We start from the raw sequence: 14,258 nt of genomic DNA on the forward strand, positions 1-14,258 counted from the left end.
GCGCTAATGATGATCAAAACAAGTCGGAGATTGTTGAGATAACGCTGTCTTTCCGCCTTAAGGGGCGCCGTCCCGCCGCCGCCGGACCTCATTCTAGAGAAGCAGTCCAAATTTCCAGGTGGCTCAGTCGAAAAAGATCACGATCTTGCTTGCGTAAGACAATTCGGGTGGAGGCGTCCTCCCGACGGTAGACGGCCTCAAGCTGTTTGAAGACCCTCCTCGTGTAAGCTATCGCCGTGTCGTCGTCCCGCAGATCGAGCGGGACCGCCACCGGCCACGGTGAGTCAATCGAAGTCACCTCGAACATGTACCTCATAGCGATAACCTCTTCGCGATCGTTTACCGTCGTGTTGGTGCCGCGAACTCCGGCAGATGAGAAAAGTTCGAGAAGCGTGAAGTCTTTGCTATCATCCAAGAGTGTGAGCTTTCTTTGGGCTCATCCGAGGACGAAAAAATGTTTGGTTGAAACTGCATTGGCTCTACCTTTGGTGTCTTCAGTTCACGACCGACTCACTTCTCTCGCGGCCTTTTCGAGATCGCGACGCGCCTGTTCAGCCGAGATGCGATCTTAAAATGCTGCTCAGCATGAGATCTTAGCTTGGCGAACGGCGCACCAGCCATCTTCGCCCAACCTTTCGTGAGTAGAGCCTGCGCTTCGAACGGGCCAAATACTACGCGGCGAAACCAGGAGCCTAATCACGAAGGGGTTTTCCCAGTTTGCGATGGCCATAGGCAGATCCTTCGTTAGGTGCGAGACCAGGGTCCTATTTGGTAGCTTCCCGGCAGGGACGCTTACAATTTCGCTTTGATACACAGCGAGCCCAGGGTTGACCTCGGCCGAACATGAAAGTCGGTAGTCATTTCTTGACGTTAGCATAGGTCCGCCGCAGTCGACTCTTCGGCGCAGAGAGGGGTCAGAGTCCCGTGCTTAACACAGCCGACGTTTACCTCAGCAGGTACCCCTAATGCCGGGTTTGTTGCATTAAGTCTCTCACATATCCCGTTTCCGACTCATTGATGATCAACCCGACTGGACTGTCTCTGAAAATCTCCCACAGCGGTATTTCATCTGCGGTCCAGACTTGGTTGGATAAGATGTCGCGAACGGGCGATCTGAACATTTCAGGTAATCGCAAAACGGTATCTTCCCAAAATTCTTGAGGTAACTGTAAGGTCTGCGGTAAGACATGCCCGTAGACCATTCGTGGCGCAGCGGTGATTGCCAATTTTCCATCCAGAATGCGCGCGAAGGCCACGACGTTGTCCCTTCGTCTGCCAAACGCCTCCATCGGGAGATAAATGCCCACGTTGAAAAGCTCAGCATTTCGCCTACGAAAGTTCACCACCTTTCGGATCATCTGCGCCTTTTGACGCCGTACTTCGATCAGCTTGGTTTCCGCGTCCAGTTTGTCACCGCCGTCCGCGGCAAGGGCGGCGAGCGCCGCAAAATCAACGGGTCTGCGGTTGTCCGGGTCAACCAAGCTGAAATCCAGACTTTCGGTTCCCTGGTAGATATCCGGGACGCCGGGCGCGGTCAGTTTGATGAGCGTCTGGGAAAGACTGTTGATAAACCCTGCGTCGATAAACGGCCCTATCGTGCGGCTGAAATCATCGAGAAAGACCTTGTTTTCCGGCGAAACCAATCGGTCCGCATAAGCCAGCACAGCCTTCTCGTAGTTTTCGTTTGGCCCTGCCCATTCCGTGCGAAGTTTTGCTTCCCTAACCGCCTTCTCCGCGTAACCCACAAACCGTTCCCGGAAATTGGTCGATTGCTCGTCAGCGCCACCTTCCATCCAGACGCCTGCCAGCGCCTGGTATAACATCCATTCGACGTTAGATTCTGGGGCAATTCCATCGGGCAAAGTGGCAAGGGCGGATCGGTTCATTTCGCGCCATCGGCTAACCCCTTCGAGCCACCGAGACGGCGCTTCCGAAAGAGTATAGAGCCGTGCACGCGCGTCTTCGCCTCGTTTGGTGTCGTGTGTCGCTGTGGCGGAAAGCGCGGCGGTCCGCGTTTTCGAACGGATCATCATGTTGGAATGGAAAGCTGAGACGCCGTCTGCGGCCTTGTCTGGCTCTCCACCCACCTCGTTTGCGGCGATCAGTCTGTTGAACCGATAGAATAGCGTGTCTTCCAGAGCTTTTGCCATAACCGGGCCGCTCAATTGCTGGAAGCGGACGCGGAACTCGAAGGCTGCATCGCCTTTAAGCTCTCCCAGAACAATCTTCTCGATGAGGTCGACGCCGTTCCCATGGCGCGTCATTCGGCGTGCGTCATCAACGACTTTGTGTAGGACTTGGCTGTCCTGAGCGGAAAGCTTACCTTCGAAACCGTACGTGCGGTAGACCGGAAATGCGATCAGCATTTCGCGGATAGCTTCTAGCAAAGCGGCTGGGTCGATCCCCGTACCAGTTGCAGAAGCCAGATTGACCAGCCTGTCGACTTCGCCTGCGAAGTTTCGCTCGACCATTTCTCGCTTGGCTTTGCGTAGTTCACGCTGGAAGTCTGCTCTTTCAGGCGCGATCGCTGCATAGGCATTTTGCAGCGTTTTCACGCCATCGTCATCGATGTAGAGGTCCGATAGGGCGGAGATGAATTCATATCCCGTCGTTCCCGAAACTGGCCACGATGTGGGTAGCCACTCGCTAGGTCCCAAAATTTTCTCGACCGTGATGTATGTCTGCGGTCCGACCGCGTCTCGAAGAGTGTCGAGATAACCGGTCGGGTCGGCAAGGCCATCCACGTGGTCGATCCGGAGTCCTTGTACTCGCCCAGCTTCTACTAAATCCAGAATCAGGCGGTGGGTATCCTGAAACACCCGTTCGTCTTCGACCTTCATTCCAACGAGGCCCGCGACTTCAAAAAACCGCCTGTAGCTCAGGTTCGACGCCGCCTCTTTGTAGTTCATCAGCATCCAGTGTTGTGCTGCAAGAAGCGCTTGCATTTTCTCGGGGCGGCTCGAAATCTCATCCAGTTTGGAGTCGTCTCGGTTCACCATTGCAGAGACCATGGCTGCGGTTTCGTCGCTTATGGGAAACATGGTCTCGAAATACGCGACGGCCAGCGAGCGATCTCGAGGATCGCGAACGAGTCGAACCTCGTTGGCGGCGATCGCCGGCCCGAGATCTTTGCCAAGGACAGGTAGCGTCAACTTATTCGACCAATCGATGTCGAAATGTCGTGCGTACGGGCTGTGCTCTCCATGACGAAGTACATCGCGCCACCATGCGTTCTCAACCGATGCCGCCATGTGATTGGGCACAATGTCCAGGATCAAATTCAGGCCGGCTTCCTTCAGCCTGCTCGACATCCGCTCGAATCCTTCGCGACCGCCTATTGCCGGATCAATCACATTGGGGTCCACGACGTCGTAACCATGTGTCGAGCCTTCAACCGCGGCAAAAATCGGCGAGGCATAAAGGTGGCTGATGCCGAGGTTCTGTAGATGCGCGATGAGATCAATCGCTGTATCGAATGTCACACCGTTTCGAAACTGCAGGCGATAAGTGGCGGAAGGGATCATATGTTTCTCCTGGGGGGGCCGTGCCGCCCTGTAACTCTTGGCATCGATATCTGTTCCGGAGCCGTTATGAGCAGTGGAACAGATCGACGACGCGATAGTTCATGGGCGCACCTTATCTCGAAACTTTCCAGGAGGCCGACATGGCAAGGTTCGACTTCGGGCCGGTCACAACAGAAAACACAACCGTTTTTAGGCTGTGGGCACCACTTCAGGAGCAGGTAACTTTGCGCATCGTGGACCGCGGTGACCTTGTTATGAACCGGCGCTACGAAGGATGGCATATCGTACAGGTGTCAGATGCGGGACCGGGCACACAGTACGGCTTCGTCCTGGCCGACGGCCTCGTCGTTCCGGATCCGGGGTCTCGCCATCAGCCTGACGACGTTCATGGCCCGAGCGAACTGGCCGATCTCCATTATCAGTGGAAATGTACCCAGTGGTATGGTCGTCCATGGGAAGAAACGGTCATCTATGAATTGCACGTAGGTACGTTTACGCAGGAGGGGACCTTCCTCTCCGCGATCGATCGTCTCGACCATCTCAGGGATCTCGGCGTCACGGCGATCCAGATAATGCCCATCAGCGATTTTCCTGGCCGCTTGAACTGGGGCTACGACGGCGTTTTACCCTACGCTCCCGACAGCGCGTACGGCCGACCGGAAGATCTGCAGCAGCTGATCGACGAGGCGCACCTGCGCGGCATCTGTGTTTTCCTGGACGTGGTCTATAATCACTTCGGTCCAGATGGAAACTACATGCCTTCCTATGCGCCGCTGTTCACGAACAAGCATCGGACACCGTGGGGCAATGGGCTCAACTTTGACGGAGAGCAATCGAAATGGGTGCGTGAATTCATCGTCCAGAACGCAGAATACTGGATTCGAGAGTTCAAGATGGATGGCTTACGGCTCGATGCGGTACACGCGATCGACGATGACAGCGCGCGGCACATTCTTCATGAGATCGCAGATCGCGCGAGGGCAGCAGCGCCCGAACGGCACATTCATCTGATTGTGGAAAATGAGGACAACGACGCGACGCTGCTCGAAAGAAACGACGATGGACGCCCCTTCCTCTATACGGCGCAGTGGAACGACGACATTCATCACGTGCTGCACGTTGATGGTACCGGGGAGACCTTTGGGTACTACAAGGACTACGCAAAGGACGACCCTGCCAAACTGGGCAAGGCTTTGGCCGAGGGTTTTGTCTTCCAGGGGCAGCACATGAATTACCGGGGGAAAGAGAGGGGCACGCCGAGTGCCGATTTGCCCCCGACGGCATTTATTTCCTTTATTCAGAACCACGACCAGATTGGCAACCGCGCAGAGGGGGACAGGGTCGTCGCCGCTCAGTCTCGCGAAAGGCTTAAAGCGCTCGCCGCGGTCTACTTGCTTGCGCCTCAGATCCCGATGATCTTCATGGGAGAGGAGTGGGGTGCTCGCGCACCATTTCCGTATTTTTGCGACTTTGCTCCTGAGCTGAACGAAAAGGTTCGGCAAGGAAGGCGAGAGGAGCTTTCGCGGCTGCCGTGTTTCGACGGCGATGACGCACTGGATCCGACGGATGAAGCCACCTTCCGCAATGCCAAATTGAACTGGGAAGAAACCAGCGGTGTGAACGAGTACCTGGAATTGTACCGCGACTTGCTATCGATAAGGCGGAAATCGATTGTTCCGTTGCTAGCCCATGGTGCGGGTCGACAGGCATCCTATCAGACGGTTGGCCATGCGATCGCGGTAAGCTGGCGGTTCCGAGACAACATACTGCACCTTCTTGCTAACCTCTCTTCCACTCCGGTGACGAATTCAGTAGGGGAGCAGGGAGTTGCTCTTTTTAACCAAGGCGAAGTTGATCGTGAGCAGATCGGAGCTTGGAGCGTCCGCTGGAGCATTGAGGAACACAAAGCACCTGGGGGCTGACGAGCAATGGGTTCTTGCCATCAGGCACTTGAAATGCTCCGGAAAGTCGTCAATGAGAAAAATCAGACAGAGTTAAACAAGAGCTGACGATTGACCCAACGAGGGCACGATTACGATCGCAAAACCGACACGTCGGGCTACGATCCGTGCCTAGACAGGGCTGCGGGAGGTTGGGGGTTTGAATCGATCACCCCATCGCAGAAGGCCATCCCCGACCCAAAGAATTCCAGGGGAATATTGGTGTCCGGATTGGAGGCGGCGATCGCCTCTGCCATTATTTTCGTGGCGGTCAACAGCGATGCCCGTGACTGTGGCTATTCCACGACTTGTTGAGTGCGGATCTATCCAATATGGAACTAACGCGTCAGGCCGCTACGCCTCATTTTGACTTGACACGATCTTTGCATGACGCTCGGCAATCTCGAACAAGGCCGCCGCCGTTTCTTCTCTTGCCCAACCTGCACGAAACGCTTCTTCAAATAGTTGTTGCACCTTACCGTCCAACGCCTCCACGCAGTCTGAGTCGCGCGCTGCATACTGGCCATCAAAAACTGGGAGGTTCACTGGGTGCATTTGCAGATCCTACGCGATTTTTTTCACATCACACTTTCGCTCGATGAAGGTCTAACCTGATTGGGTCCAAGACCAATCCCAACTTCTGCTGCGGCGGATTGGAAAATCGTACGGGCCTCTTCAACCGGCGTGACGCCCTCCAGAGCTTCCATGCAGGCCGCCTTACACTTCATGTAGAGCTCACCATCTTCCGTGGGCCAAATTGCCAAAAGATAATCCAAGGCTTCTTGCGGCCCGCTCACGGATACCCTGCCGCTGCTAGGGAACTGCAGCTCAACGGGTATGTTCCAGGAAATACTCATCGATTCTCCACCGCATCTGTAACGACACCAGATAATTGTCGCGCTTTCAATGCAACAGGTTTGCTTCCTTCGCTGCGACCACGAAAATCTCCCGGGCCTCTTCCGCATCCTTGCGACCTGCGACCTGCGATCGCAGCGCGGCATAGACTGCGAGCTGTTACATAACCTGCTCCACGCAGGTTTGGCCGTTCGTCCATCAGTACTACCAGTGCCTCGAACGGGCCGTCGACCCGGACATCGCCGCTTTTTGGGACTTGGATATTTACGGGCTCGTTCCATTTGGCCGACATGGAATTCTCCGTACATTTTGTAAGACGTGACGGGGCATAAAACTGAGTCATTTGATTTTTGTTCCCAGGCGGCTGACCACTGACATGATCGGCCCACTTCCTTCTTCCACCCCGTAGCGCTCTTCCAGCTTAGCACGATTGGCGGCGCGGCGGCCGAGACTGCGGGTATCGTAGTTCGCCGGAATGTAAGGATCCGTTTCCGGATTCCAAACATCCATGTCAATCCCGTTGACTATCCCTATTAAATTGTCACGCCGCGCCGATAAGATACCCTGGAGGCCCATCCCCAAATCCTCGGTAAGGATTTCGCGCGCGTAGGTGGGGCTTACCGTCGTGACCGCGTCGGCCAAGGTGACGCCAGCTTTGAGAAAGCCGATGCCCCCATAGGATTCAATTTTTTCTGTCGAGAAGAATTCACTCGGCAGCTGAAGCTCGCCGAAGATTTCTTGCGAAAATTGACCTTGAAACGCGAGGTTTTGGATTAAAAGCACGACAGGCACTGAGGCCCCGATCGCCTTCAAATACGCAGCCGCAAGGCCACTTTGCCAATCATGCAGATGCACGATGTCCGGCCGCCAACCACCAAGGCCATTCGCGGCGATCTGTGCCGTCGCAGACGACAGGGCGGAAAAGCGTCTCCAGTTGTCACTGTAGTCCGCTCCTTCGCGATCCAAATAGGGGCCGCCATCGCGGTAGAAGAGAGCCGGGCAGTCAATGATAATCACAGCCATCCCGTCATGGCGACCTGAATAAAACCTTGCAGTCTCGCCTAGCAGCTCCACGTCAGCCTCGTGGCGCACGTCGACCAGTTTTTCGAGAGTACCCGCATAGCCGGGCATGATTGTCCGGGTGTAGATGCCGTACGAGGTCAACGCTTTGGAAGCGCACCAGTCACGTCTGCCAATCAGCCAGTTTTCATGAGCGGATAAACTTCCGATGCGGCTGACAAGACTTGCATGCATTGAACTCCACAAAACTAGCGGCGGCCTTGCCGATGAACAGGCGTCATTTGGTATACAGTCGGCCGATCTAGATCATGATCTCCCCCCCTGTCACTGGGATGACAGCGCCCGTCATATAGCTACCAAGATCGGATGCGAGGAGTACGTAAGCCCCTGCAAGTTCCGCTGGCTGTCCGGCACGGCCGATGAGCGTCTGCTTGCCGAACGATGCAGACTTTTCGGGCGGCATCGTTGATGGGATAAGCGGCGTCCAAATCGGGCCAGGGGCAACCGCATTGACCCGGATCCCCTTGTCGGCAACCATTTCCGCGAGGCCGGCTGTGAAATTTGAAACGGCCCCTTTTGTTGAAGCATAGGCAAGCAAGGATGATGAAGGCTGCCGTGATTGGATCGATGTCGTGTTGATAATGGAGCTGCCAGGCTTCATGTGGCGTACTGCGGCCCTCGAGAGATAAAAGGGGGCGTAGATATTCGTCCGGAAGGTCTCATCCCATTCGTCGGCAGGGATGTCCTCGATGGAATTATAGGTTCGTTGAAAGGCGGCATTGTTAACGAGGACGTCAATGCTTCCCAGTTCTTCGACGGCCCTCTCCACCAAGGCATTGCAGAAGGCCTCGCTCTTGATATCACCAGGGGCGACCGCAGCTTGGCGACCAGCCTTCCGTACCCAGCGGGCCGTCTCTTCCGCGTCTTCGTGCTCGCTCAGATACGACACCAGGATATCTGCGCCCTCGCGGGCAAAAGCGATCGCTACCGCTCGGCCGATACCGGAATCTCCACCTGTGATCAACGCCACTTTGCCTTCAAGACGCCCTGATCCTTTGTATGATTGCTCGCCATGATCAGGCACCGGCTGCATGAGCTTGGTCTCGCCTGGAGGTGCCTGCTCTTGTTTGGGCTGAGGCGGCATTGGGCGATTGTCTTGAGGCATGGCGATCTCCTGATTGATTGGCATCGGAGAACGACCCAAACCAAGAGAGGTTCCCCGGCGTTCGCACACGCGCAAATCATTCGACACGCCATTACAATGGCAAGCCTCGTCCATAATTGGGCGATGCCGTCACCTTAAAGATTTCAAATTTCAATGTACCAGTGTTCATCTAAGTTTCACTCGCCGGTTCGTATCCCTTCGAGAACACTGATATGTGACGGCACGGCGCGGAGAAATTTTCCTCCACCGCGCGTGCCAGAGTTTCGAATTCAGATTAAGCCAATGATATAACGGGCCTCAATTTACTTTATGTTCCGATCCCGGATCTTAAGACGGAAGCACCGGATGTCGCTGGAACTATCTGCTACAACTCGGGTTTATTGGCGCGGCGGATCAGCCGACGCCTATTGGGGCTTTCTCTCAGGCGAGATAGTTGGAGATTGCGTTGCGTGTCATTGAGTACACAAGTTCGGTCGATGCCGATGATGTAAACCCAGTCCTCCGACCTACTGCAGCACAGACAGCAGCCGCACTCATCGACCTAATTGTGCATTCGAACAGATCTCGCGGATATGTTTCATTGAGTGAAAACGGCGCCACTAAGGTTGCCGCCGCTGTTCGCTGTCTCGATCCCGAACTCGAAATCGTGGTTCTTCCCCCCTGGGATTGCCTTCCTTACGACCGCGTGCCTCCATCCAGGCAAGCAATGGGACGGCGCATGGACGCGCTTAGAGTCTGGTTACAGCCATCCGAAAACCCCAGGCTATTTATCACTTCATTAGATTCTGTGCTTCAGCGCGTTCCACCCATGCCCTTCATACAGAACAGCTCGTTCAAGCTTGCAGCCGGAGGCGCTTTCGATCGGGACTCGTTTGAACGTTTCGTCCGCCAAACTGGATATCTAGAAGACGGCATTGTCGATGAACCCGGCGAACTTGTATTCCGGGATGATGTGATCGACATTTTCCCTGCAGGCGCATCGAAACCTATGCGTATCGCTCTCACAGAAGATTCGAAAGTGGCCGAACTTCGGTGGTATGATCCCATCACGCAAAGAACCACGAGCACTGTCGAGGAAATGGTCTTCGGCCCGGCGACGGAAGCGATTTCCCGAGACGATCACCTCAATAGCCAAGATCCACAGCCCGAAGTTTCGGAGCAGAACCTTCTTCAGCTTTACGGAAAATTGCAGTCAGTCTTTGAAATATTGGGTAAAGTTGACATCGCCTTTGAAGACGGGGCTGACGAGCGGTTAAGCAGCTACCTCGATATTATCGAGGACGCCCGCCAAGCGCGCCAGCGTTTTGGTGGCGAGGCCGTTGAACGAGTGCACTCACTTTATCTTGGGCCGTCCGAATGGGCTGATGCGTTGGAAGCCATTGCTAGGATAGAACTTGATCTGGGACAGGCGCGCTCGCTTCCAAGGTTTGCTGACGCTTCAAATCCCCATAGAGCGTTGATCGATTTTGTGAAATCAGAAAAGCGAGCGGGCCGCTCCTTTGTTTTCGCCGGGGGCGGCCAAACGTTTGACGGTATCAAGCGCCGGCTAGAACGTGAGACAGAGACCATTTTTAGGCGGATCAGCACCTGGAGAGATGTCCAGGTTGCCGAACCCGGTGCACTGTTGGTGCTGGATTGCCCTTTGGCTAATGGTTTCGCATCAGGCACTCTCAACGTCGTTACCGTGAAGGACGTCCTTGGTGCCCTCGCCGGGACCACAGATAGCGTGGCACGGCTTACGGAGCCCCAACTGCGGCTGGGAGATGTTGTCGTACATGAAGAGCATGGAATTGGCATCTTCAAGTCCTTGGAAAGCGTCACAGTCGACGGGATCACGCGAGACGCTGCCCGGCTCGAATATCGCGGCGGCGCCTCACTTCTCATACCGATCGACGAGTTTGGAAAACTTTGGCGGTATGGATCAGAGCCGGACGCCGTGACTCTCGACCGGTTACATACTGAAGCATGGTCTAAGAGACGGGCTGTTATTGACAAGCACATTCGCGCTGTCGGCCGGCACCTATTGAAACTTGCGAAGAAGCGGCAGGAGGAGAAGGCGGAGCTATTCGTGCCGCCTCGGGGAGACTATAGCAAATTCGTTCGCCGCTTTCCGTATACGGAGACAGTTGATCAAGCTGCGGCGATCGAAGCCGTTCTTAAGGATTTGGCCTCCGGGACCATCATGAGCCGGTTGATTTGCGGTGATGTTGGATTCGGAAAAACAGAAATTGCGCTACGTGCTGCAGCGGCAGTGGCACTGGCCAGCGGCCAGGTCGTCATCATTGCACCGACCACAGTGCTCGTCCGACAGCATTTTACCACATTCGAGCGCCGGTTCGCTGGTACTGGAATCCAGGTGGCAATGTTGTCCCGAGTAGTTGAGCCGAAAAAAGCCGAGCAGGTGAAAGCAGGCATCGCTGATGGTGAAATCGGAATCATTGTCGCAACGCAAGCAATACTGGCCAAAGATATTTCCTTCAGACATCTCGGGCTTTTGATTGTCGACGAGGAACACCGGTTCGGGACACAAGAAAAGCAGACAATGAAGGAGATGGCACCGCTATTGCACACGCTCACCATGTCAGCGACGCCGATCCCCCGGACATTGCAGGCTGCGATGATTGGTGTTCAGGATGTCAGCATTCTTGCGACGCCTCCTTCCAAACGCCGGCCAGTCCGGACAACCCTCAGCACGGCTGATCGCGCCTCGATGCGGGTCACCCTGATGCGGGAATATCGCCGAGGCGGTCAGAGTTTTCTCGTCGTTCCACAAATTGCGGACATTGGGCCGGTCGAGGAGATGCTGGGTGAGATCGCTCCGGAACTTTCTATACGTGTTGCTCATGGCAAGATGAAAGCCGAGTTAATGGATGAGGTAATGGTCGGGTTTGCCAATGGCGTTGGCGATGTCCTTCTGTCCACGAACATCATCGAGAGCGGTCTCGACGTTCCACGGGCGAACACGATCTTCATCTGGCGCGCCGATAGATTCGGGTTGGCGCAACTGCATCAACTCCGCGGACGTGTCGGGAGAGGTAAGGCCCAAGGAATGGCGTATTTTCTTACGGCGAATAATGACGACATTTCCGAGCAAACAAGACTGCGGCTATCGACCATGGTGGAAAACGATCGTCTTGGCGCGGGGTTGGCGATCAGCATGCAAGATCTTGACCTTCGCGGAGCTGGAGACATTGCTGGTTCCGACCAAGCAGGCCACATGAAGTTGATCGGCGTTAGTCTGTATCAAAAGCTGTTAGAACGGGCGATGAATGCAGCAAGGAAAGAAACAGTGATTACCGCGAGGCCGGTTGTTCTCAATCTCGGCATCGCCGGAGTAATCCCGCCCGACTATGTGGCGGATGGGGAAGTGAGGCTCAATCTTTACGCTAGACTGCTCCGAGCCTCGCAAACTAGCGAGGTAGATGGATTTGCGGAGGAGTTCGAGGATCGTTTCGGTGAACTACCTGAGGAGGTATCTATTCTGTTTCGCCTGACCAAGCTGCGGATTGGCGCGAACGGATTTCATATGGGCAAGCTTGACGGAGGACCGCTGGCGATGGCGATAAGCTTTGTCCAACGGCCCACTCAGAAGATGTTCAAGTTGCTAACGCGGTCACATCCGGCAGTGCTTCGGGAAGGCCGTCTGATTTACACACTGAAAACGAACAGTAGTCTGGAAAGGATAGCTTTTTTCGAGCAGCTGTTTGAAGGCATCTGATCATCCTAACACGCCGTTTACGGCCACGCGCTTTCATCCGAGGTACCGTCGCGTCCGCGAAATTTTAGCCTGATATCGTCAAGCTAAACATTGAGTTATCCGTGGAATTGACAAGGATCTGGCGAAGCGCGTCATACCTCGCCATGCCGGACGAGCTTGGCGTCGCGGCCACTTGCGAAAGCAAAGAGACGACCGGCGAGCTGCTACGGCTTAAGGAGCTCGGGGCACGATACATCCAAGGCTACGTGCTGGCTTGCCCAGGCTTTGAAACACGTCCAAAGCTGCTAGGGCCTCGTCCCGGGGTTCGATAATAATCTCATATTGAACTAAAGACTTTTCTCCGCGTTGTGTCGCACACAGCGAGGAGCGCAATGGCATTGCACGACCAATCGACCGCGGATCTTCACGGGGATACCCCATCTGCCTTTTCAAATAAGGGGTTCGCGGACCGCAAAGAACTTGCGTCGTTTGCATTTGAGCGAACCCGAATGCCGATGGTGGTGGTGGATGCCACAGCGCCGGACCAACCGATTGTACTCGCCAACTCTGCGTTTCTCAAACTGACTGGATACACGGCCGAAGAGGTGATCGGTCGAAACTGCCGCTTTTTGCAGGGACAGGGCACATCGCCCCTTGCCATTGCAGCGATACGCTCCGCCATTCTGGAGGAGCGAGAGGTCACTGTTGAAATTCTCAACTACAGAAAAGGCGGGGCACCGTTCTGGAATCAACTACACACCAGCCCTCTGCGCGCCGATGACGGAACGGTCGACTACATCTTTGCATCGCAGATCGACGTCACGGAGCGCCGCCGTATCGAGCGGCTGGAGGCGTCCGAACACCGGCTTCTGAAAGAAGTGGACCATCGCGCCAAGAACGTCATGGCAATCGTCGACAGCATCGTCAGACTCAGCAATACAGAAGATCCCAAGAGGTATGCCGCCGCCATACAGATGCGCGTCCAAGCGCTGGCGCAGGTCCACACTATGCTCGCGGAGTCTGGCTGGAGCGCGGTCAAGCTGGAGGACGTTGTTCGTCAGCAGGTAGCACCGTTCGCCGAAAAGAGGCTGACGGTTTTTGGTCCACCTGTCATGCTGCCGTCGCCCTTGGTTCAACCCCTAGGCCTTGTTTTGCACGAACTTGCTGTCAACGCGGCACGTCACGGGTGCTTGCGAGCGCAGGGAGGTACCGTTGCCATCCAGTGGGAGCCGTTGCCGGAAGAGTCTGGCTTCGAACTCGCATGGCTCGAGGCTGGGCCGCGCTTAGAGCCGGCGGAGCGCAGACCCGGTTTTGGGTCTATTCTTGTCACGGCGATGATAGAGACACAGTTGAAGGGTCGCGTGCACAGGACATGGACAGACAACGGATTGGAACTGCGCTTATCCATTCCCCTGTCCGGTTCCAGTATGTAGGCTGGGATCAAGATGCTACTCGGTTCGGTTCCAAACCAGGACTACAGGACAATGTCGCGGGGGTAGCGTTGAAATAAAGTACTGGCTCGATTTCGCCGCCCGGATGCAAATCTAAGCTTTACCGCCTGAATATGACGGGACCCCGCTGCGATAGCGATGTCGCGCATTTGTAGCAGCACGGACCCCAAGGTGCTCCTCGAAAAAAGGGGCAACAATAGAAAGCAAAATTGTCCCGATTTTGGTCGATGCACGGGTTTATGCCGGGAGTACTGTCCATGCACCGGGGCAGTGTATCTATGTTGATATCGATGCCGTCAGACTGAACACGGGTTCGATATTTAATCGTTGAAATCGGATCGTGTCATTCGGGCCATTTCGGCTAGGAACTGGTCGGAAGACGGGGGCGGCTCTTCGCGGAGGCATCCCGCTGTGAGGGCTGAATTCGGCTTCAGTTTTTGCCTGCGCCGCTCCTCCCGGACTGCCTGATAGAGCCGACGCATTTCAGCCATGTCGTCTCGTGATTTGCCCAGCGTTCGGCCAGCGATAAGAAGTCTGCATCGGCCGCGATGGATCGGCCCGCGACGCCTTTAAAATACGATCAGCTTCTGAATTTTGGCCTGGCGG

At 55.3% G+C, this 14,258-nt stretch carries 9 protein-coding genes and 1 pseudogene; 3 read left to right on the forward strand and 7 right to left on the reverse strand.

From position 1 onward, the window contains the following. Positions 1 to 88: 88 nt before the first annotated feature. Positions 89 to 415, reverse strand: a complete 327-nt coding sequence (locus tag PYR65_RS27465; protein ID WP_276121940.1) for a hypothetical protein — start codon at positions 413 to 415, stop codon at positions 89 to 91. Between the two features lie 547 nt (positions 416 to 962). Beyond that, positions 963 to 3,524 carry a malto-oligosyltrehalose synthase gene (gene treY, locus PYR65_RS27470; RefSeq protein WP_276121941.1) on the reverse strand — a complete coding sequence of 854 codons (2,562 nt, stop codon included), beginning with the start codon at positions 3,522 to 3,524 and terminating at the stop codon, positions 963 to 965. A gap of 140 nt (positions 3,525 to 3,664) precedes the next feature. Here treY and treZ point away from each other — a divergent pair, with 140 nt between their 5' ends. Further along, positions 3,665 to 5,446 (forward strand): malto-oligosyltrehalose trehalohydrolase, encoded by a 1,782-nt coding sequence (gene treZ / locus PYR65_RS27475; RefSeq protein WP_276121942.1) that lies wholly within the window; start codon positions 3,665 to 3,667, stop codon positions 5,444 to 5,446. Positions 5,447 to 5,818: 372 nt separating this feature from the next. On the opposite strand, the gene PYR65_RS27480 is transcribed toward treZ, so the two are convergent. From PYR65_RS27480 to PYR65_RS27500, 5 genes and pseudogenes are all read right to left on the reverse strand, one after another. After that, positions 5,819 to 6,019: a hypothetical protein gene (locus PYR65_RS27480; RefSeq protein ID WP_276121943.1), complete on the reverse strand. Its 201-nt coding sequence runs from the start codon at positions 6,017 to 6,019 to the stop codon at positions 5,819 to 5,821. 23 nt (positions 6,020 to 6,042) lie between these two features. Next, positions 6,043 to 6,321: a DUF982 domain-containing protein gene (locus PYR65_RS27485; protein ID WP_276121944.1), complete on the reverse strand. Its 279-nt coding sequence runs from the start codon at positions 6,319 to 6,321 to the stop codon at positions 6,043 to 6,045. Between the two features lie 170 nt (positions 6,322 to 6,491). Further along, positions 6,492 to 6,662: pseudogene (locus PYR65_RS30520) on the reverse strand (hypothetical protein); the annotation flags it as partial. Beyond that, positions 6,659 to 7,573 (reverse strand): glycogen synthase, encoded by a 915-nt coding sequence (locus PYR65_RS27495; protein WP_276121946.1) that lies wholly within the window; start codon positions 7,571 to 7,573, stop codon positions 6,659 to 6,661. The pseudogene PYR65_RS30520 and the gene PYR65_RS27495, both read right to left, overlap by 4 nt. Positions 7,574 to 7,640: 67 nt before the next feature. After that, on the reverse strand, positions 7,641 to 8,504 hold the full coding sequence (locus tag PYR65_RS27500; RefSeq protein WP_200953588.1) for an SDR family oxidoreductase: 864 nt from the start codon (positions 8,502 to 8,504) through the stop codon (positions 7,641 to 7,643). Between the two features lie 445 nt (positions 8,505 to 8,949). Here PYR65_RS27500 and PYR65_RS27505 point away from each other — a divergent pair, with 445 nt between their 5' ends. Both PYR65_RS27505 and lov read left to right on the forward strand, forming a co-directional pair. Continuing rightward, the gene (locus PYR65_RS27505) at positions 8,950 to 12,222 is read left to right on the forward strand and encodes a DEAD/DEAH box helicase (RefSeq protein WP_276121947.1); all 3,273 of its coding nucleotides are present in this window, start codon (positions 8,950 to 8,952) and stop codon (positions 12,220 to 12,222) included. Between the two features lie 371 nt (positions 12,223 to 12,593). Beyond that, positions 12,594 to 13,634 (forward strand): blue-light-activated histidine kinase, encoded by a 1,041-nt coding sequence (gene lov / locus PYR65_RS27510; RefSeq protein WP_276121948.1) that lies wholly within the window; start codon positions 12,594 to 12,596, stop codon positions 13,632 to 13,634. Positions 13,635 to 14,258 lie beyond the last annotated feature (624 nt).

This window comes from Pararhizobium qamdonense (assembly GCF_029277445.1).
Taxonomy (GTDB): domain Bacteria; phylum Pseudomonadota; class Alphaproteobacteria; order Rhizobiales; family Rhizobiaceae; genus Pararhizobium; species Pararhizobium qamdonense.